This window comes from Tolumonas lignilytica (assembly GCF_000527035.1).
In the GTDB taxonomy this organism is placed as follows: domain Bacteria; phylum Pseudomonadota; class Gammaproteobacteria; order Enterobacterales; family Aeromonadaceae; genus Tolumonas; species Tolumonas lignilytica.
Genome location: NZ_AZUK01000001.1, coordinates 2,781,426 through 2,797,797, shown reverse-complemented (window position 1 = coordinate 2,797,797; position 16,372 = coordinate 2,781,426). Strand labels below are relative to the sequence as shown.

19 protein-coding genes and 1 other RNA gene are annotated in these 16,372 nt (G+C 46.0%); 13 read left to right on the top strand and 7 right to left on the bottom strand.

Annotated elements, in window-relative coordinates; genetic code table 11:
* Positions 1–62: 62 nt before the first annotated feature.
* Positions 63–617 carry a septation protein A gene (locus tag H027_RS0113035; protein ID WP_024872899.1) on the top strand — a complete coding sequence of 185 codons (555 nt, stop codon included), beginning with the start codon at positions 63–65 and terminating at the stop codon, positions 615–617.
* Positions 618–619: 2 nt separating this feature from the next.
* Positions 620–916 carry a YciI family protein gene (locus tag H027_RS0113030; protein ID WP_024872898.1) on the top strand — a complete coding sequence of 99 codons (297 nt, stop codon included), beginning with the start codon at positions 620–622 and terminating at the stop codon, positions 914–916.
* 120 nt (positions 917–1,036) lie between these two features.
* Here the strand turns inward: H027_RS0113030 and cysQ are convergent, their stop codons facing one another.
* Complete coding sequence (gene cysQ, locus H027_RS0113025) at positions 1,037–1,792, bottom strand: 3'(2'),5'-bisphosphate nucleotidase CysQ (RefSeq protein WP_024872897.1); 756 nt, start codon at positions 1,790–1,792, stop codon at positions 1,037–1,039.
* 156 nt (positions 1,793–1,948) lie between these two features.
* On the opposite strand from cysQ, the gene H027_RS17860 reads away from it, so the two are divergent.
* Together H027_RS17860 and galU are read left to right on the top strand one after the other, a co-directional pair.
* Complete coding sequence (locus tag H027_RS17860) at positions 1,949–2,338, top strand: ComEA family DNA-binding protein (RefSeq protein ID WP_024872896.1); 390 nt, start codon at positions 1,949–1,951, stop codon at positions 2,336–2,338.
* Between the two features lie 90 nt (positions 2,339–2,428).
* Entirely contained in the window at positions 2,429–3,343 is a 915-nt protein-coding gene (galU, locus tag H027_RS0113015; protein WP_024872895.1) for a UTP--glucose-1-phosphate uridylyltransferase GalU, read from the top strand.
* Positions 3,344–3,349: 6 nt separating this feature from the next.
* Here the strand turns inward: galU and H027_RS0113010 are convergent, their stop codons facing one another.
* Positions 3,350–4,366, bottom strand: a complete 1,017-nt coding sequence (locus tag H027_RS0113010) for a response regulator (RefSeq protein ID WP_024872894.1) — start codon at positions 4,364–4,366, stop codon at positions 3,350–3,352.
* A 202-nt stretch (positions 4,367–4,568) separates the two neighbouring features.
* Here H027_RS0113010 and H027_RS0113005 point away from each other — a divergent pair, with 202 nt between their 5' ends.
* Positions 4,569–5,246, top strand: a complete 678-nt coding sequence (locus H027_RS0113005; protein ID WP_024872893.1) for a DnaT-like ssDNA-binding domain-containing protein — start codon at positions 4,569–4,571, stop codon at positions 5,244–5,246.
* Between the two features lie 34 nt (positions 5,247–5,280).
* Positions 5,281–6,066: a DnaA ATPase domain-containing protein gene (locus H027_RS0113000; protein ID WP_237657980.1), complete on the top strand. Its 786-nt coding sequence runs from the start codon at positions 5,281–5,283 to the stop codon at positions 6,064–6,066.
* Between the two features lie 24 nt (positions 6,067–6,090).
* On the opposite strand, the gene H027_RS0112995 is transcribed toward H027_RS0113000, so the two are convergent.
* Genes H027_RS0112995 through H027_RS0112985 form a run of 3 tightly spaced genes read right to left on the bottom strand, consistent with a single transcriptional unit; the run spans position 6,091 to position 9,109 of the window.
* A complete protein-coding gene (locus H027_RS0112995) occupies positions 6,091–7,281 on the bottom strand; it encodes an FAD-dependent monooxygenase (RefSeq protein WP_024872891.1) in 1,191 nt (396 codons plus the stop codon).
* Positions 7,278–8,468, bottom strand: coding sequence for a 2-octaprenyl-6-methoxyphenyl hydroxylase (ubiH, locus tag H027_RS0112990; RefSeq protein WP_024872890.1), 1,191 nt, complete (start codon positions 8,466–8,468; stop codon positions 7,278–7,280). The genes H027_RS0112995 and ubiH overlap by 4 nt, the downstream gene beginning before the upstream one ends.
* 11 nt (positions 8,469–8,479) lie before the next feature.
* A complete protein-coding gene (locus tag H027_RS0112985) occupies positions 8,480–9,109 on the bottom strand; it encodes a UPF0149 family protein (RefSeq protein WP_237657953.1) in 630 nt (209 codons plus the stop codon).
* A 104-nt stretch (positions 9,110–9,213) separates the two neighbouring features.
* On the opposite strand from H027_RS0112985, the gene zapA reads away from it, so the two are divergent.
* The 3 genes from zapA to H027_RS0112975 all read left to right on the top strand — a co-directional run bounded on the left by zapA (position 9,214) and on the right by H027_RS0112975 (position 10,324).
* Positions 9,214–9,540 carry a cell division protein ZapA gene (gene zapA / locus H027_RS0112980; RefSeq protein WP_038149829.1) on the top strand — a complete coding sequence of 109 codons (327 nt, stop codon included), beginning with the start codon at positions 9,214–9,216 and terminating at the stop codon, positions 9,538–9,540.
* 7 nt (positions 9,541–9,547) lie between these two features.
* A non-coding RNA gene (gene ssrS, locus H027_RS18710) (6S RNA) lies at positions 9,548–9,730 on the top strand.
* A 6-nt stretch (positions 9,731–9,736) separates the two neighbouring features.
* On the top strand, positions 9,737–10,324 hold the full coding sequence (locus H027_RS0112975; protein WP_024872887.1) for a 5-formyltetrahydrofolate cyclo-ligase: 588 nt from the start codon (positions 9,737–9,739) through the stop codon (positions 10,322–10,324).
* A gap of 3 nt (positions 10,325–10,327) precedes the next feature.
* On the opposite strand, the gene yejK is transcribed toward H027_RS0112975, so the two are convergent.
* Positions 10,328–11,359, bottom strand: coding sequence for a nucleoid-associated protein YejK (gene yejK / locus H027_RS0112970; RefSeq protein WP_024872886.1), 1,032 nt, complete (start codon positions 11,357–11,359; stop codon positions 10,328–10,330).
* Between the two features lie 87 nt (positions 11,360–11,446).
* On the opposite strand from yejK, the gene H027_RS0112965 reads away from it, so the two are divergent.
* The 4 genes from H027_RS0112965 to H027_RS0112950 are packed head-to-tail and all read left to right on the top strand — an operon-like array spanning position 11,447 to position 15,149.
* A complete protein-coding gene (locus tag H027_RS0112965) occupies positions 11,447–11,680 on the top strand; it encodes a DUF1414 domain-containing protein (RefSeq protein WP_024872885.1) in 234 nt (77 codons plus the stop codon).
* A gap of 1 nt (position 11,681) precedes the next feature.
* Positions 11,682–13,562, top strand: coding sequence for a DUF3413 domain-containing protein (locus H027_RS0112960; RefSeq protein WP_024872884.1), 1,881 nt, complete (start codon positions 11,682–11,684; stop codon positions 13,560–13,562).
* 49 nt (positions 13,563–13,611) lie between these two features.
* Positions 13,612–14,310 (top strand): 4'-phosphopantetheinyl transferase family protein, encoded by a 699-nt coding sequence (locus tag H027_RS18440; RefSeq protein ID WP_161632458.1) that lies wholly within the window; start codon positions 13,612–13,614, stop codon positions 14,308–14,310.
* Positions 14,307–15,149, top strand: coding sequence for a tetratricopeptide repeat protein (locus tag H027_RS0112950; protein ID WP_024872882.1), 843 nt, complete (start codon positions 14,307–14,309; stop codon positions 15,147–15,149). The genes H027_RS18440 and H027_RS0112950 overlap by 4 nt, the downstream gene beginning before the upstream one ends.
* 46 nt (positions 15,150–15,195) lie before the next feature.
* On the opposite strand, the gene H027_RS0112945 is transcribed toward H027_RS0112950, so the two are convergent.
* A complete protein-coding gene (locus tag H027_RS0112945; protein WP_024872881.1) occupies positions 15,196–16,272 on the bottom strand; it encodes an AI-2E family transporter in 1,077 nt (358 codons plus the stop codon).
* Between the last annotated feature and the right edge of the window lie 100 nt (positions 16,273–16,372).

Genomic DNA, 16,372 nt, shown 5'->3' with positions numbered 1-16,372 from the left:
TCCCTTTCCATTCCGCTGTACACTAGTTAGACTGTCACCGTTTGTTAACAACGGGTCAAAACATGAAACAGCTACTCGATTTCATCCCCCTTATTGTCTTCTTTGCAGTTTTTAAACTTCACGACATCTATGCCGCAACCGGCGCTTTAATGGCTACCACTATTCTGCAAATGGTCGTGATCTGGTTTATGTATAAAAAACTGGAACGCAGTCATTTAATCACTTTGGTCGTTGTACTGATTTTTGGTGCCATGACGCTGTTTTTCCACAATGAAAACTTCATCAAATGGAAAGTGACCGTACTGTATGCGGCGTTTGGTTCTGCGCTATGGGTAAGTCAGTTCCTATTACAGAAACCTCTGATGAAAAAAATGTTGGGGAAAGAATTGTCATTACCCGATGCTGTATGGAACCGGATTAATTTTTCATGGGGACTGTTCTTCTGGATCATCGGCGCAATTAACGTTTATATCGCGTTCTACATGCCAACCGAGATTTGGGTTGATTTCAAGGTGTTCGGGGTCTTGGGACTCATGCTCTTAAGTACCGTGATAACCGGTATTTATATTTATCGTTACCTACCCTCTCATGACCAACAAGAACAAGATAAGGATTAGTTATGTGGTATGTGATCATTGCAGAAGATATTGAAAACAGCCTGCCATTGCGTAAAGCACACCGTCCGGCACATTTAGCCCGTTTGCAGGCGTTGCAGGCAGAAGGACGCGTACTGACTGCCGGCCCGAATCCGGCCATTGATGCCGATGATCCGGGTGAAGCTGGCTTCAGTGGTAGCATCATGATTGTCGACTTTCCATCGCTGGCAGAAGCAAAAAGCTGGGCTGATGCCGATCCGTTTGTTGCCGCCGGTGTTTACGCAAACGTGACCGTAAAACCATACAAGCAAACCATCTAATATTCGAAGAAACACACCCGCAAAAAAGGAGCCAGCTATGGCTCCTTTTTTCTGTCTGATTTTACTTACATTGCATTCAGCAAATGACCTTTGGCAACGCCGGAGGATTAACTCGTTGATTCAAATCGACGCCACAAACCAGGGGTTCAAAATCTCTGGTTTGCTATAACGCAGAGGCTCTCCTTCCAGTGTTTCCACCTTGCCACCCGCCCCTTCTAAAACAGCCTGCGCCGCAGCCGTGTCCCATTCACAAGTAGGGCCAAGCCGTGGATATAAGTCTGCGTTACCTTCTGCCAACAGACAAAATTTCAGCGAACTGCCCACCGATACCAGCTCATGCTCACCGAGTTTTTGCAGATATTCAGCAGTTTCGGCATTAACATGCGAACGGCTACCCACGACCCGCAACAATTCGCTTTTTTCATTTACAAGCGGTAACGGGAGCACGGCATCCACCGTTTTCAGCCAACAACCGCAGTCTTTTCCACCCCAATACAATTTATTCTGGACTGGTACCCCGACAACGCCAAACTCAGCGACACCATTGACGATAAAAGCAATATTGACGGTAAATTCCCCATTGCGCTTAATAAACTCTTTCGTACCGTCTAGCGGGTCCACCAACCAATAAGCCGATAAGTGTGTCCGTTGGCTTTTCACTGTTTCGTCAGATTCTTCAGAAATCACAGGCCAATCTGGCGTCAGTGCCGTCAAACGCTGCTCTATCAGGTGATGTGAGGCCTTATCGGCTTGCGTCAGAGGAGATTCATCCGCTTTTACCGTCAGCTCTACCGGTTCGTCATAGACAGCCAGAATGGCCTTTCCTGCTTCCTCAGCAATTTCAAGTACAGCATTGATCAGTTCATCATTCAGCATCATCGTCGGCTACCTCTTTGTTCATTCTGCTAGTTTACCCGAGATACACCCTGCAGATTTAGATCATTCTGTACTGACTTATAGCTCGCGCTGCCACAACTGGCAGTTTCCGGTCTGCTCGCGCTAGCTGATGATATTCAGTTCAAGGAGAATATTATGACGATTAAAATGAAATTTTTCTGTTTACCTCTGTTGGTATTGTCATTGTTTAGTCCAACGATGGAAGCCAAACAAATCACCTTCCGGGAAATAGATCCCACCGACATTAATTCCGCTGAACTCGTTGATTTGAATACCGCCACCATTGAACAGCTCATGACATTAAAAGGTATTGGCCGGAAAAAAGCCCAAGCCATTATCGACTACCGACAATTACACAGCTTCCGCCATGTAGAAGAGCTAGATGCCATTAAGGGCATTGGCCCTAAATTGGTTAAAGCCAATTTTGCTCGTCTGACCATCTATGGTTACCAAACCAGTTCGCCTTCTTTTTTAGAAAACACAGCTCATCATCGTCGGAAAAGCAAGAGCAGTTGCAGCCGATAAACCTTATATTTCATGTAAAAATTGATCTGGCAAAGCCAGGCAACTCAGCTATGATAACGCCAGCTTGTTTGTGTATTACAAGGACTAATAATGAGCACCACCCCAGTTACAGTTCGTAAAGCAGTGTTACCGGTTGCGGGTCTGGGTACCCGTATGTTGCCTGCAACTAAAGCGATCCCGAAAGAGATGTTGCCGGTCGTTGATCGTCCATTAATCGAATATGTGGTTCGTGAAGCAATTGCCGCAGGGATCAAAGAAATCATACTGGTGACCCACTCCAGTAAAAACTCTATCGAAAACCATTTCGATAAGAGCTTTGAATTAGAAGCGACACTGGAAAAACGTGTTAAGCGTCAGCTGCTCTCTGAGATTCAAAATATCTGCCCGAAAGACGTGACGATCATGCACGTTCGTCAGGGCGAGGCAAAGGGATTGGGTCACGCTGTTCTGTGCGCGCATCCACTGGTCGGCGATAACCCATTTGTGGTGCTGTTGCCAGACGTACTGATTGACGATGCCGCCTGTGATCTGAAAACCGATAACCTGGCTGATATGGTTAAACAATTCGGTGAAACCGGAACCAGCCAGATCATGGTTGAACCCGTCGCCAAAGAAACCGTTGATCAATACGGGATTGCCGATGTGAACGGCGAAACCCTGACACCGGGTACATCTCTGCCTATCCGTCAGATCGTGGAGAAACCACCAGTCGATAAAGCACCGTCCAATCTAGCCGTTGTCGGTCGTTATGTTCTCTCAGCAGATATCTGGCCATTGCTGGAAAAAACACCGCTGGGCGCGGGGGATGAAATTCAGCTAACTGATGCCATCGCCATGCTGATGGAAAAACAACCGGTCAATGCCTATCTGATGAAGGGCAAGAGCCATGATTGCGGTAGTAAACTCGGTTATATGAAGGCTAATGTGGAATATGCTTTACGCCATAAATCACTGAAAAACGATTTTAAAGCCTACCTGAAAGATATCATCAAAACGTTAGACTAAGCGTTGCTAAGGGGTTGCCAGTGAAGCAGCCCCTTTTATATTCTGTACTTTCGATATTTTCAGCACTAACTCATGCTGTATCTCGCTTTGAATTTTCATTTCAAATGGATAGCTGATCACTTTATTAAAGTTCTGATATTCCACTTCCGGTAATAAACCCAGCGACAAATTGGCGGCCTTTTTTAACCAATGCGGAGAGCTTAATCCGGCGTTCGCAAAATGAACCTGTTCCGCTTTGTCAGAAAGCAATAATGCCGAGCAGTTGATATTGCAAAGGATACCCGACTGACAAACATGCCAGTTTAAATAGCTTAGAATATTGCGGGGAGAATCAAAAAGCTGATTCTCATTTTGTTGATACTGCCGATAGGGTGGATCAAGTAAGAATTTGATCATCGCGGCCACAAATGCCACATCCAGCATTTCCGCATATAGCTCAACAATCACCACCATTAACGCATCATCCACCGGATAAAAATCCACGTAGAGCAAGGGCGTAGTGGATGAAAAATCAATCAGCCACTGCCCTAGTTGGATGGGCGATGATTTTTGCATCATCTGCATCAGTTTGGTTGAGGTGTAATCATCCTTACGCAGCAAGGAGCGATGTTTCTGCAATTCCTGATAATGTGAATCAGGGTCAGAGTGCTGTAAACATTCATGAATAGCCTCCAGCACCACATTCCAATCGGTGATTGGTTTTAATATATAGTCACAGGCCCCCTCTCGTAACGCCTGGGTGACATCATCAAATTTAGCCAAACCCGAAACAACGATGATCGGCATAAACGGATAACGATTATGAATACAGCTAATAACCTGATGTCCGGGCATACCGGGCATATGTAAATCACATAACACGACATCCGGCTGAAACATCGCGACACCAGCCAGACCTTCAGCGCCATTTTTGGTTTCTAATACCAGAAAATTTTTGCTGCGAAGATAAGCGCCGAGCATCATACGGAATACGGCTTCATCTTCAATAATTAGTATTTTCCACTGACCCGTGCGATGCAGCATGACAAGATCTCTCGTCCGCAATTTATTATTAGCGTAGACAAAATCAGTTCGGAGTGAAAGTTGACTTAAATTTAAATTTTTAGGAATTCACAAAATATAAGTGTATGGAAAACAAATGAATCCTATTAAATAAGCATGACGGCTGTCTGTCATCCATGTCTTAAATCAGAGATAATAAGGTAATACTCCAGGAGCAATGACAATGTCGCCACAAGAATTTTTATTGCTAAACCAACCACGTCTCAGTCATCCGGCCAGAACCCTGTACTATCTGCATTTGCGTCGCCAGGCAACACAACAGCTGCCGGTGTTAATCAACTATCCAGAACTAGGACGTGCCCTGGCCGTTGAAGATCCATCGGTTCCTGGGGGTTTTAGTTATCAAGTGACTGCGCGACAACTGACCCAATTATTTGATGAACTTATTCAGGTTGGCCTGATCTTGCTCCCCAACAGCCCATCAGCCGGTGCAGAACATTACCACCAGCAGTATGTCACGTTGCCGTTGATTGCACAGACAACTGCACCACTGGCTCAGTCTGCCTTCGCAATGCATACTGAATGGCAGCCTGATTCACAGTTCACCGGGCTGTGTCAGCTCTGTGGACTCATCGATGCACACTATGATGAAGAAGACCGTGGTGAGTTCATCGCCTACTGGCTAGGCCGGCCGGAACGTTTCGCCACTCAACATCAATGGATGCTGAAATTTGCTAAGATGTTGAAAAGCCGTCGTTATCAGCGCCGTCAAACCGAGAATGTTGGCTATCAACAAACATCCGTAACCACAGCACCAAATAATAGTGGTGAACCAAGCCAGCGCGCCTTAGAAATGATTGCGCATGTACAACAACTTAAACAAGGGGAAAACCATGAGTGAGCACATTGATCCATTTCTTGATGATCGTGATGATATGCCAGTGGCCCCCGAAACTGATGATGAACAAACCAAGCATCAGGTTGCCGCCTTATTAAACCGACTGCAACGTATCCGACGTACTCATGCACCTGTGCCAGAATATGATTATCAGCAACTACGCGCTGAATATGAGAAACAGGCCAATGCGGATGTACAGAAACTACAACAAGAATCCCGCCTACATCGCGTACAAAAACTCATTGCGCAGGCAGATCTAAATCCTGACTGGATTTTTGACCGCATGGATCATACCGACCCGGTGTTAGAACATGCGATCCAAACTGCGCATTCGTTTATCAGCGGATTTGAACATTGGGAACAACATGGTGGTAGTTGTATTTTGATTTATGGCGACTATGGCAGTGGCAAATCAACCCTCGCGGGTGCTATTGCACACGAGCTGATTGCTCAACGCCAGAAATCAGTGATCTTTCAACAGTGGGCATCCATCATTGATCGGTTGTTTTTTGCCGTTATTGAAGATCAGGAAGAACGGAATCGCTACCGCAGAGCCTTGGAAGAGGTCGATCTGCTGATTATTGATGAGATCGGGGCAAATAAAACCCGTATGGTTGAAAGCCAGAGTAGCTTTTTGGGCCACCTGCTCCGACGCCGGCGAAATTTGTCAAAGAGCGTTATTCTGATCACTAATCACAATCCGGCTTCGCTACATCAGGCAATTGGTGACTTCTGTTTTGAAGCGATCAAAGCCTTCAATCCAGTCGATATCCACCTTTCCGGACCAAGCCGGCGCCCACGTATTGGCAACTATGGCGGCTAAAGCCGCCATGAACCTCACACCTATTTAACGCGCAGATTCCGGCAGTTCACCATTGAGCCCTAATGCCTGCTCCAGTAACGGCGTGATAAATGGCAAACTGTGTGCAGCCATACGCATACCAACCCCTCGAATGATTTTTTTCAATTGATCATCACCACTAAAGAGTTGTTTAAACCCCTCCATTGTTGCCAGCCACTGCACTGCCTCAGCTTTGCGCCAACGTTCATAAGCACGGAGTTTTCGGGGGTCATCAATCGGTATGTTATCCACCAGCATTTGCAATAACGTATCTGCCAGTGCCGCCGCATCCATGAAACCAAGATTAACGCCCTGCCCCGCCAGCGGATGGATCGTATGTGCTGCATCGCCCAGCAAAATTAATCGCGACTGCACTTGCTGCCGGGCATAACGGGCTGTTAATGGACATAGCACTCGCGCTCCGACCAATTCACAGAGGCCCAGTTTTAGATCAAAGGTGGCCGCTAAACGATGATTAAATTCATCAACCGAACATGACGCCAGCTCTTCTGCAAGCGCAACAGGTAATGACCAGACAATGGAACACTCATTCGCTGACCACAACGGCAGAAATGCCAATGGCCCCTGCGGTGTAAATACCTGACGGGCAACATTGCCATGCGGTTCAGTAGTCTGGATTGTGGCTACCAATGCCGTATGCTGATAATCCCAACTGGCCAGAGGAATACGAAATTGCTGTCGGAGTGGTGAGTTGGCGCCATCGGCCGCGATTAATAACCGGGTAAACAACATTTGCTGATTATCCAAGACTAAGACCATGCCTTGTTCATTCTCTGAAACAGACTGAATTTGTGTCTGAAACAGTAAATCAACCGATGATTCCTTTAATGAGGCTAGCAATGCTTGCTGGAGCACGCTGTTTTCAACAATAGAACCCAGATGCGGTTGCTGGAACTGGCTGGCTTCGACCTCGAAATGCGCGAAACTATCTTTCTCCCACACTGACATACCAGAGAAAGGTTGCTTCCGCTGGATTAACGACCAAGCGCCTAAACGTTCAAGAAAACGCTCACTGGCAAGATTGATGGCACTCACCCGGGGAGAGGCTTCGGCTAAGATTTCTGCCGGTTGTTGTTTATCCACTACGGCAATTCGCAGTCCGCTATTACGTAATGCAGACGCTAACGCCAACCCCACCATGCCGCCGCCAACAATGACCAGATCCAACATTTTCATGATTTATGTCCCAATGCCTGCTGTACCAGACCATTCTTTAAACAAGGAATATGATTCATCAACATCAGCCCGACTTGACGAGTCACCACCAAAGGAAACGCCGGCTCTGCGAATAAAGTAGCCAGTGACGATGTCAGACCGATCGTTCGTTGCATATCGCCCTCTCGCTGTTGGCGATATTGCTGTAACACCGAGTAAGCCCCTGGATCGACGGCATGCTGTAAAATGGCGCGCAGAGTCATAATATCGCGCATTGCCAGATTAAATCCCTGACCGGCAACCGGATGGAGCTGATGGGCTGCATTCCCTAGCAACACGACTCGATGATGAGTTATCTGGGGCAGATAGCGGAGGGATAAGGGATACAATGCCCGCGCACCGCATTGCATGAAACGACCAGCCCTGAAACCAAACATCTGCTGAAGGCGGTGAATAAAATCCACTTCGTCCAACCGCATGTTTTCATTTGCCTGTTCCGGAGACTGACACCAGACCACCGAGTATGTATTTTCTCCCAATGGCAGCAATGCCAATGGCCCGTTTGCCGTAAATCGCTCCCACGCCCGACCACAGACAGGCTCGTCGACCACCAGCGAGGTGATCATTGCCGTTTGCGAGAAATCATACTGTTCTACAGGTAGATTTAACTGCTGCTGAATCAGTGAATGCGCGCCCTCGGCACTCACCAATAATCGGGTGGTCAGTTGTTCCTCTGAAGAGAGCATCAAGGTGACCCAATCCTCAGATTGAGTAAACGAGATCAGTTGGGATGGGCAATAATGCGTAATATTTAAATAAGTCGGTAAAGTGCGATACAGTTGCTGCCCGGCGACAGACAGTTCCAATACATATCCCAATGCTGCAAGCTGAAATTCCTCAGCCGCCATCGTGACACGCCCTGCATGACCGTTCTCAGACACATGAATATGACGAATGGCATGGGCAGCCGATTGCCATTCAGCCCATAACTTTAATGACTGCAAAGCCTCGATACTACCCGCCGATAAGGCAATGGCGCGTCCGTCAAAACCCGATTGGGAATGTTGTTGCGGTATCTTCGCCTCGATCAAGGCAATGCGCCAAGGCTTCGCGGTAGGTTTAAGCTGAGCGAGGGCAATCGCTAATGTGGCGCCAGTCATACCGCCACCCACGATTACCACATCATATTCTTGATTCCGAGTCGTCACGATAAATCCAATCAATGCAAAGTCGGACGTTTTTCAGCCTGCGATAAAAATTGACCAAACTCTTCAAAAGCCAGCATTGCTCCTAACTTGACGTGTTCATAAAGAACAAAATAGGACGCTTCATTTTCTTCGTCTTCTTCAAACTCATCATCAAGCTGAGTGATATTGCTAAAATCGCCAATCATCTCCTGCAACTCATCAGAAGCGCGATTCAGATCTTGCTGCATAACAGCAAAGCCAGCCAAAAACGCCTGTACCCATTCGCTGATAGCTTGTAAACGTTCATCCAGTGGGCCATCTTCGTCAGGTAATAACAATTCCAAACCTGATTGTTGCGTCAATGCTGACTGAGTTAAGACAAACAATTGTTCCAACCAGCCACGTACCGCAGCAGGCATTGGCAAACCATCATTGACCAGTGCATTAAATTCCGTCAGCCATTGCTTAGTTGTTGCCTGCACACCACCACACAACAGGCCGCAAAGAATGCCATGTAATTCTGCAGGTGAAGCCATCACTTCATTTTGCTCCAGCAAAGCTTCAGCCTGTGCATATTCATGAAAAACATTATTATTCATACAATAAACCATCGAGAGTGTGTAATCGCCAAAGAGACGATGTCGGATGACTGATCCTAACATTCACGGCCCTCCGTCACCAGTGAGAACGCTTGCAACTTACAGATCGCAGTTATATAGTCGCCCGTTATTTACCGCCTGAAACTGGCACAGAACGAATTATCGACATGGCAGAGTCTTTGGAATCCGTAGAAATTAATGTGCTGGGGCGTGCGTACCGGGTCTCTTGTCAGCCAGATCAATATCTGTTGTTACGGCAAGCAGCACAAAAACTAAACGATGCAATAAGTGAATTACGTATTCGGGCCCGGGGCAGCAGCAACGAACAGCTAGCAATTATGGTAGCTTTGAACCTGAGTCACGAATTATTACTTGAAAAAAATCGCATTCAACAATACTCTGAAAGTATGGAACAACGCATCAGACAACTGAACGATGTTATTCAGGAAGCCCTGAAAGAACAAAGCAAGTTGTCGGCAGATGATTGTAACTAAAAGAAAATTTTTCCTGGGGTGTTCGTCAGTGGGCTTATGTCCCTGAGCCGATAATTTTTTTGCCAGGAAGTCGCTCGCTAGTCAGTGTGCATGCCCGGCCCGACCGGGAAGCCTGAGATTGGCAGTCAGATTTCCGCCTTGAACTCTCGGGTTCAAGGACCAAAGCCTGCAACGGCACCCCGGGATCTCACCTCTTATGACACTTATCGATCGCGATTTTCTCCGCACAACAATCCGGACCCGCCGCCGGGAACTCAGTGCACAGATGCAACAACAGGCAGCCCATGATTTGCTTCTGCAGGTTGTCCCTTTTCTTGAGAAACATCAGGCTCGCTGCATTTCTCTATATCTTGCATGTGATGGCGAACTGGACACCCAACCGCTGATCGAGTGGTGCTGGCAAAACAGCATTAAAGTCTGCTTACCCGTTTTGCATCCCTTCCATGAAGGGCATTTGCTGTTTTTATCTTACACCCCCGAAACCAATATGCTGTTAAACCGTTTCCGAATACCGGAGCCGGAAATGAATACCCACCATATTGTCCCGAAACATGAAATAGACATCATCTTCACACCACTGGTTGCATTTGATGCTGATGGGAATCGTTTAGGCATGGGGGGCGGTTTTTATGATCGCACACTGGAAAACTGGCAACAAACAGGTCGTCCATTCCCTGTGGGATTAGCGCATGATTGCCAGCAAGTTGACCAGATCCCGACTGAAATGTGGGATATTCCACTACCAGCCTTAATTACACCATCGAGCTGCTGGCAGTGGCCATAATCATCACTGTTGTGCTTTCAGCATCCGCAATAATTGATCTTTCAAGTTAGGCGGTGTGCCTTTAATAGTTAAGGTATCGGTATTTGCATCATAGGCAATCCGTTCCCCCAGTAGCTTCTCATCAAAACTGATATTCAGTCCGCCACCGGAACCAACAAATTTGGTCAATTTACGCAGTGCCGTTGTTGCCACCGGAAATTCTTCATCCAGATCATAAGTATCACTGACGAAAGAGTAAAAATCGGCCCCATCACTTTGCTTCGGTAGATATTCAGCCACCGATTTAACTGCGATATCCGCACCCTCTTCGCTTTGCCCTTTGTAGTAATCCACAATTTGCTTCTTCGTGGCCGTTTTTTCCTCAGCAGGCATCTCCACTTGCTGGCAATATTCATTCACAGCCTGAATCAACAACTGATTCTGCAACTTGACATCGACGCCCTCGGCAGCGCCCAAAAAGTCCATAAAGAAATCAGAGACCTTACGGCCAATCCGACCTTTAATAAACGAGATATAACGACGGGAATCTGCATTAGTTTGAAATTCAGTGATATCAATACGTGCCACCAACTGCATTTTGCTGAGATCAATGTACTTGATCTGTGACAATTCCAACTGTTCAGTCAGGGTGACACTGGTTTCACAATCCAATAAACCCAGCAGAATATAGTCCACCCCCACAAACTGGTATTTACAGAAAATCAGCACCCCCTCATCCGGATACTGATAGTGATTCAACTGGGCGAGTAATACCGTGGTAGATTGGTGAGTAAAATCGACAAAGGTCAAATTCTTGTCTAAGTACTGCTGAAACAATTGAGGGAATGGCGACGGATTTTCCGGCTGTTCGGTATCCGCTAAAAAGCAGGCATAGGATTTATTCCCTTTCTGCTGATAGATACGATGCAGTTGTTCAATCCACTCCTGGACTTCGGTCGTTGCTTTCAATTCCTGCGAGCGAGTGTCGGCTTGCAAGACGCCGTTATCGCCCTGACGCAACGAATGGATAATAAGATGTTCAATAATCAGACTCATAGCAGTGGTTGTATCGTAGTGAAAAAGTCGAAGGTAGCGTATTATATAGCGTTCATAAACTGACAACCGCAATACGAGACATATTTCATGCCGATCCTTTCTAAATACAGCACTGAACAAATTGAATCTTTAATGCAAGAACTTCAGTCTGTTCTGCAATCACACAATGCCTCTGTTGATCTCGGTCTGCTGGCGTTGGGGAATCTGGCCACGCATATCATCAATAAACACGTGCCGGAAGCACTGCGTGCTGATGTAGCAAACTCGTTTGCCCGTGCTTTACAACAATCTATTACCGATACCAAAAAGGTTATTCAGTAATATGGCTATCCTGCGACCACAACCGGCTGCATTCCAACGAGATCAAATCTCTCGTCTTATTAGTTGGGGACATTGGTTCACCTTTTTTAATATCCTCCTGGCATTATTTATTTCCAGTCGCTACATTCTGGCTAACCCATGGCCAGAAACCCAACTGGGAGTCGGTTATCTTGTTTTAAGCTGGTTGGGACATTTCTCATTTGTAGGGTTCATCACCTATTTACTGACGCTATTCCCTCTCAGTTTTCTGATCCCTAATCAGAAAATCATGAGAAATTGCTCAGTTGTGATCGCAGTTATAGTGTTGTCGATACTGCTCGTCGACACGCAGATTTATCATGTCTTTAAGTTTCATATCACGCCGACTGTCTGGGATTTATTGCTTAAAGAAGCCGAATCAAAATCGAAATTAAACTGGAATTTCTTGTTTATTGTCATTCCGGTTCTGTTCTTATTGGAATTGGTTATTTCTAATTACGCCTGGCGAATGCAATTACGTCGTCGGAAAAGAGCCTGGGGAACGATTATCAGTGGTCTGTTTGTGGCCTGCTTTTTTCTGACTCATCTGACTTATATTATTGCGGATGCCAAACTCTACGAGCCGATTATCTCTCAACGTTCTAATTTCCCGCTTTCTTATCCAATGACCGCGCGTTCGTTTCTGTCAAAGCATGGCTGGTTAGATCTGGAACAATATCAATCTCAGGCAGCCAAAATGGCTGAGTTGGAACATGGTAAACAACGGTTGCATTACCCGTTACAACCCCTGCAAGTTACCGAATCAGAAAATAAGTTGAACGTTCTGTTGGTGGTTGTCAGCGGATTAAGAGCAGACATGTTGCAACCGGACGTCATGCCCTTTCTCAGTGACTTTGCAACGAAAAACCAGCAATTCACACAACATATTGCGGGTGACAATAGCCATGACGGCAGCATATTCAGCTTGCTTTATGGCTTGCCGGAATCATACCGGAGCAACGTTGAAGCAGAAGGTGTGACGCCGTTACTAATCGATGAATTACAGCGGCAAGACTATCTGTTAAGCGCGTTCTCTACCTATGGCCTGAACTTAGATATCTATAAAAAAGACGTGTTTCATGGCGTAAGACAGATCAGTCGCCGTAAAAACGATCTATCACCCAGCAACGACATTCAGACATTAACCAGTTGGCAAAACTGGCTTTCAAAGCAGGTCAATGGCCGTCCTTGGTTTAGTTATATCAATATCAATATGCCGGCGACTTTGGCTCTGCCGACGGGGTATTCAGGCCCGTTCCAACCAGCATTGGAAGATGGAAATCCATTCGCTGCATTCACGCCTGAAAACCACGATAAATTTATCAACCGTTATAAAAATGCCGTGCACTACAGTGATGAACAATTAAAACAAATCGTGACTTCACTGCAAGCTCAACAGTCATTAGAAAAAACGGTAGTCATTATTACGGCAGATCATGGTTTGGAATTTAATGAAACCAATACCAACAGCTGGGGCTCAGGGAGTAATTACTCGACCTACCAAATGCATGTGCCCTTTATTGTTTATTGGCCAGGTAAAACAGCCCATCGCTGGGACAAATTGAGTACTCATTATGATCTCGTACCTACATTATTACATGATGTATTAGGTGCAGATAATGATGATAAAACATACAGCAGCGGTTATAACTTATTCGGCAACCAACTGCATGACTGGCTGCTCCTTGGCAACAGAGAAAATTATGTGATCTACGAACCCCGTACGATTACCGAATTTAACCGTCAGGGTGACTTCAGTGTGTACACCAGAAAAGGTTACCAGATGCTGGATGATGCCAGCCCTAATATGGCGGTCTTGCTGCAGGTCATGAATGAACTGACTCGCTTTAAATATGCGCCATAGCCAGTTAGTATTGCCAAATGAATGGCGCTCTCTATCCGGGAGCGCTGTTTTGTTTTTCAATATGGATGTGGAGATCATTAACCTCCCTTCAATCTGGTTATCGGCAACAGAACTGTCTCGTTTAAATAGCATCACAGATCCTGAACAGGCTCGATTTTATCGACAGTCCCGACTCCTGCTCCGCTATTTACTAGGTCATTGCCTTTCTCTCCCCCCCGAATCCATCCAGTTTTCGCTTCAGCTTCATGGAAAACCACGACTAGGCGATGAATACAGGCTGGAATTTAATCTCAGCCATAGCAAAAATTGGCTGGCGATTGCGATATCAACAGCTCCTGTTGGAGTAGATATTGAATATAGTGACACCAGCACAAACCGTTCATGGTTAGCGATCGCCAAACGCTTTTTCCATCAGGAAGAATATCTGTATCTAAAAGAACTGTCGGAGTCGAAACTGGTGACCGCATTCTCCTCTTTCTGGACTCAGAAAGAGGCCGTGTTAAAAGCAAATGGTACCGGTTTGAATGCAGGTTTGAACAAATTAAACCTACTGACCCAACAACATATTCTCGATAACAACACCTACTATTTAGAGTCCGGCAGACCGGTTTCTCAATTACAATGCACCATCTGCACTCAGGGTTCTCCCACTGCTGTCACTTACTATATTGTTAATGAACAACTTGAAATTCAGCCTATACAACCACCATATATATCTCACCTTTGTCTGAAGCCGAATTCACTATGATTGTTACCATCACACCACAAAATTTTCATACCGAGTTACTGGAAGCCTCACGGCAAAAAACGGTAGCTGTCTTCTTTTATGCGGATCAATTACCTGAATGTCGGCCTATGGGACAACAATTAGAACAATTGATTGGTCCTGCTAATCCGTCAATCACCTTGGCGAAAGTGGATGTTGCTGATCCCCAGTTACAATCATTGGCGATCCAACTGGGATTACAAGCTTTACCTGCCGTTGTTATTTTTAAAAATGGTCAGCCTGCCGATGCATTGATGGGGCCACAAGAGCCAACGGCGATAGAAAATCTGCTCACCAAATATCTGCCAAAGGAAGATGATGTTTTACTGGCCGAAGGGTTAGATTTACTGCATAACGGTGACGCAGGTTCAGCTTATGCCGTTTTGCAAAAGGCACGACAGTTGGCGCCTCAGCGTTATGAAATTCAGGTTGCACTAGCCGATGCCTGTATTAAATCAGCACGCCTAGATGAAGCCGAAACATTATTGAATGCCATTCCTAATGTTTATCAGGATTCGGCCTATCAACAGGTAAAATCAGCGCTGGATTTAGCACAACAGGCAGCAGACAGCCCTGAAATCCGTTCGTTGGAAACTCAGTTGGCCGCTGATCCAACCAACAAACAGCTACAGCAGGATTTGGCGATCCAATATAGCCAGGCCGGGCGCAAGCAAGAAGCACTGGATTTGTTATTTGCCATCTTAAGTAAGGATCTGGGTTTTGGTGAAGCCAGAAAAACTTATCAGGATATTTTGGCCACCATGGGTGCCGATCCCTTAGTTTCGCAATATCGTAAAAAGCTTTATAGCCTCTTGTATTAATAAACCCCGTAAAAGTGAAAGGGCCATGAAATCATGGCCCTTTTTATTAATATGATCCGATCATAGGGTCTTGCCGCGTACTTCCCGGCCACGAATTCACCACCGCTTTAACCAGTGTCGCCAAAGGGATCGCAAAAAATACACCCCAGAACCCCCAGATACCGCCAAAAACCAATACCGCTAAAATGATAGCAATCGGATGTAAATTCATGGTTTCGGAGAACAGTAACGGAGTCAGTAAATTTGCATCCAAGGTTTGCACGATCGCATAGGCCAGCATCAGGTACGCAAAATCTGGTGAAATTCCCCATTGAAACAACGCCACCACAGTCACCGGGATCGTGACAGCGACAGCACCGATGTATGGGATCAGGACTGAAATGCCTACAGAAATCCCCAACAACAAGGCAAAGTTGATGCCCATTACGGCAAAGACAATAAAATTAACGGCACTGACAATCAGGATATGAATCACTTTTCCGCGAATATAGTTGGCAATTTGCGTGTTCATCTCCTTCCATACCTGATTAACCAATTGACGGTTATAGGGTAAAAAGCGTTTGGTCATAACCAGCAGGCTGTCTTTATCCTTCAGCATAAAAAAGATCAGCAGAGGAACCAGCACCATATACACCAGAACGACAGCCAGATTCATCAACGAAGCGAAAGAGAACGAGACCAATATACCGCTGCCGGTTAATAGTCGATCTTGGATCAGGCCAGATATGCTATCGACCAGTGAAGCATCCACCAGCCCCGGATACATTTGCGGTAGTTTTTTCAGATAATCGGCCGCATGGGAAAGCATATTCGGCACGTCTTTGACCAATGTCATACCTTGGCGAAAAACGGTCGGAAGAATGCCAAACCCAATCAATAGCATTAATCCAATAAACAGTAAGACCACCAATGTTGAAGCCAGCCGTCGTCCTAACCCCATGTGCATCAGGCGTTGGACAAACCACTCCAGTAAATACGCAATCACTAAGGCCGCCAATACCGGCGCCAAAATACCACCATAAAAATAAATGACGGTAAAACTGCCTACCAGCAACCAAAAAAGTGTCACCGCATTCGGATCTGAAAATCGTCGCCGATACCAGTTTAATAATACGTCTAACATTCTGCCGATCCCGTTGAATTCATCGTACAATGCCTAGTGTAATCGCTTACGATACATTTTTGGCATGTCAAAACAGATAATTATCAAAGAAAGGGGAATG

Excerpts from the sequence above, each read along its gene's own strand:
- H027_RS0113035 (WP_024872899.1), top strand. The coding sequence starts at position 63 with ATGAAACAGCTACTCGATTTCATCCCCCTTATTGTCTTCTTTGCAGTT.
- H027_RS0113030 (WP_024872898.1), top strand. The coding sequence starts at position 620 with ATGTGGTATGTGATCATTGCAGAAGATATTGAAAACAGCCTGCCATTG.
- cysQ (WP_024872897.1), bottom strand. The coding sequence starts at position 1,792 with ATGCTGAATGATGAACTGATCAATGCTGTACTTGAAATTGCTGAGGAA.
- H027_RS17860 (WP_024872896.1), top strand. The coding sequence starts at position 1,949 with ATGACGATTAAAATGAAATTTTTCTGTTTACCTCTGTTGGTATTGTCA.
- galU (WP_024872895.1), top strand. The coding sequence starts at position 2,429 with ATGAGCACCACCCCAGTTACAGTTCGTAAAGCAGTGTTACCGGTTGCG.
- H027_RS0113010 (WP_024872894.1), bottom strand. The coding sequence starts at position 4,366 with ATGCTGCATCGCACGGGTCAGTGGAAAATACTAATTATTGAAGATGAA.
- H027_RS0113005 (WP_024872893.1), top strand. The coding sequence starts at position 4,569 with ATGTCGCCACAAGAATTTTTATTGCTAAACCAACCACGTCTCAGTCAT.
- H027_RS0113000 (WP_237657980.1), top strand. The coding sequence starts at position 5,281 with ATGCCAGTGGCCCCCGAAACTGATGATGAACAAACCAAGCATCAGGTT.
- H027_RS0112995 (WP_024872891.1), bottom strand. The coding sequence starts at position 7,281 with ATGAAAATGTTGGATCTGGTCATTGTTGGCGGCGGCATGGTGGGGTTG.
- H027_RS0112985 (WP_237657953.1), bottom strand. The coding sequence starts at position 9,109 with ATGTTAGGATCAGTCATCCGACATCGTCTCTTTGGCGATTACACACTC.
- zapA (WP_038149829.1), top strand. The coding sequence starts at position 9,214 with ATGGCAGAGTCTTTGGAATCCGTAGAAATTAATGTGCTGGGGCGTGCG.
- H027_RS0112975 (WP_024872887.1), top strand. The coding sequence starts at position 9,737 with ATGACACTTATCGATCGCGATTTTCTCCGCACAACAATCCGGACCCGC.
- yejK (WP_024872886.1), bottom strand. The coding sequence starts at position 11,359 with ATGAGTCTGATTATTGAACATCTTATTATCCATTCGTTGCGTCAGGGC.
- H027_RS0112965 (WP_024872885.1), top strand. The coding sequence starts at position 11,447 with ATGCCGATCCTTTCTAAATACAGCACTGAACAAATTGAATCTTTAATG.
- H027_RS0112960 (WP_024872884.1), top strand. The coding sequence starts at position 11,682 with ATGGCTATCCTGCGACCACAACCGGCTGCATTCCAACGAGATCAAATC.
- H027_RS0112950 (WP_024872882.1), top strand. The coding sequence starts at position 14,307 with ATGATTGTTACCATCACACCACAAAATTTTCATACCGAGTTACTGGAA.
- H027_RS0112945 (WP_024872881.1), bottom strand. The coding sequence starts at position 16,272 with ATGTTAGACGTATTATTAAACTGGTATCGGCGACGATTTTCAGATCCG.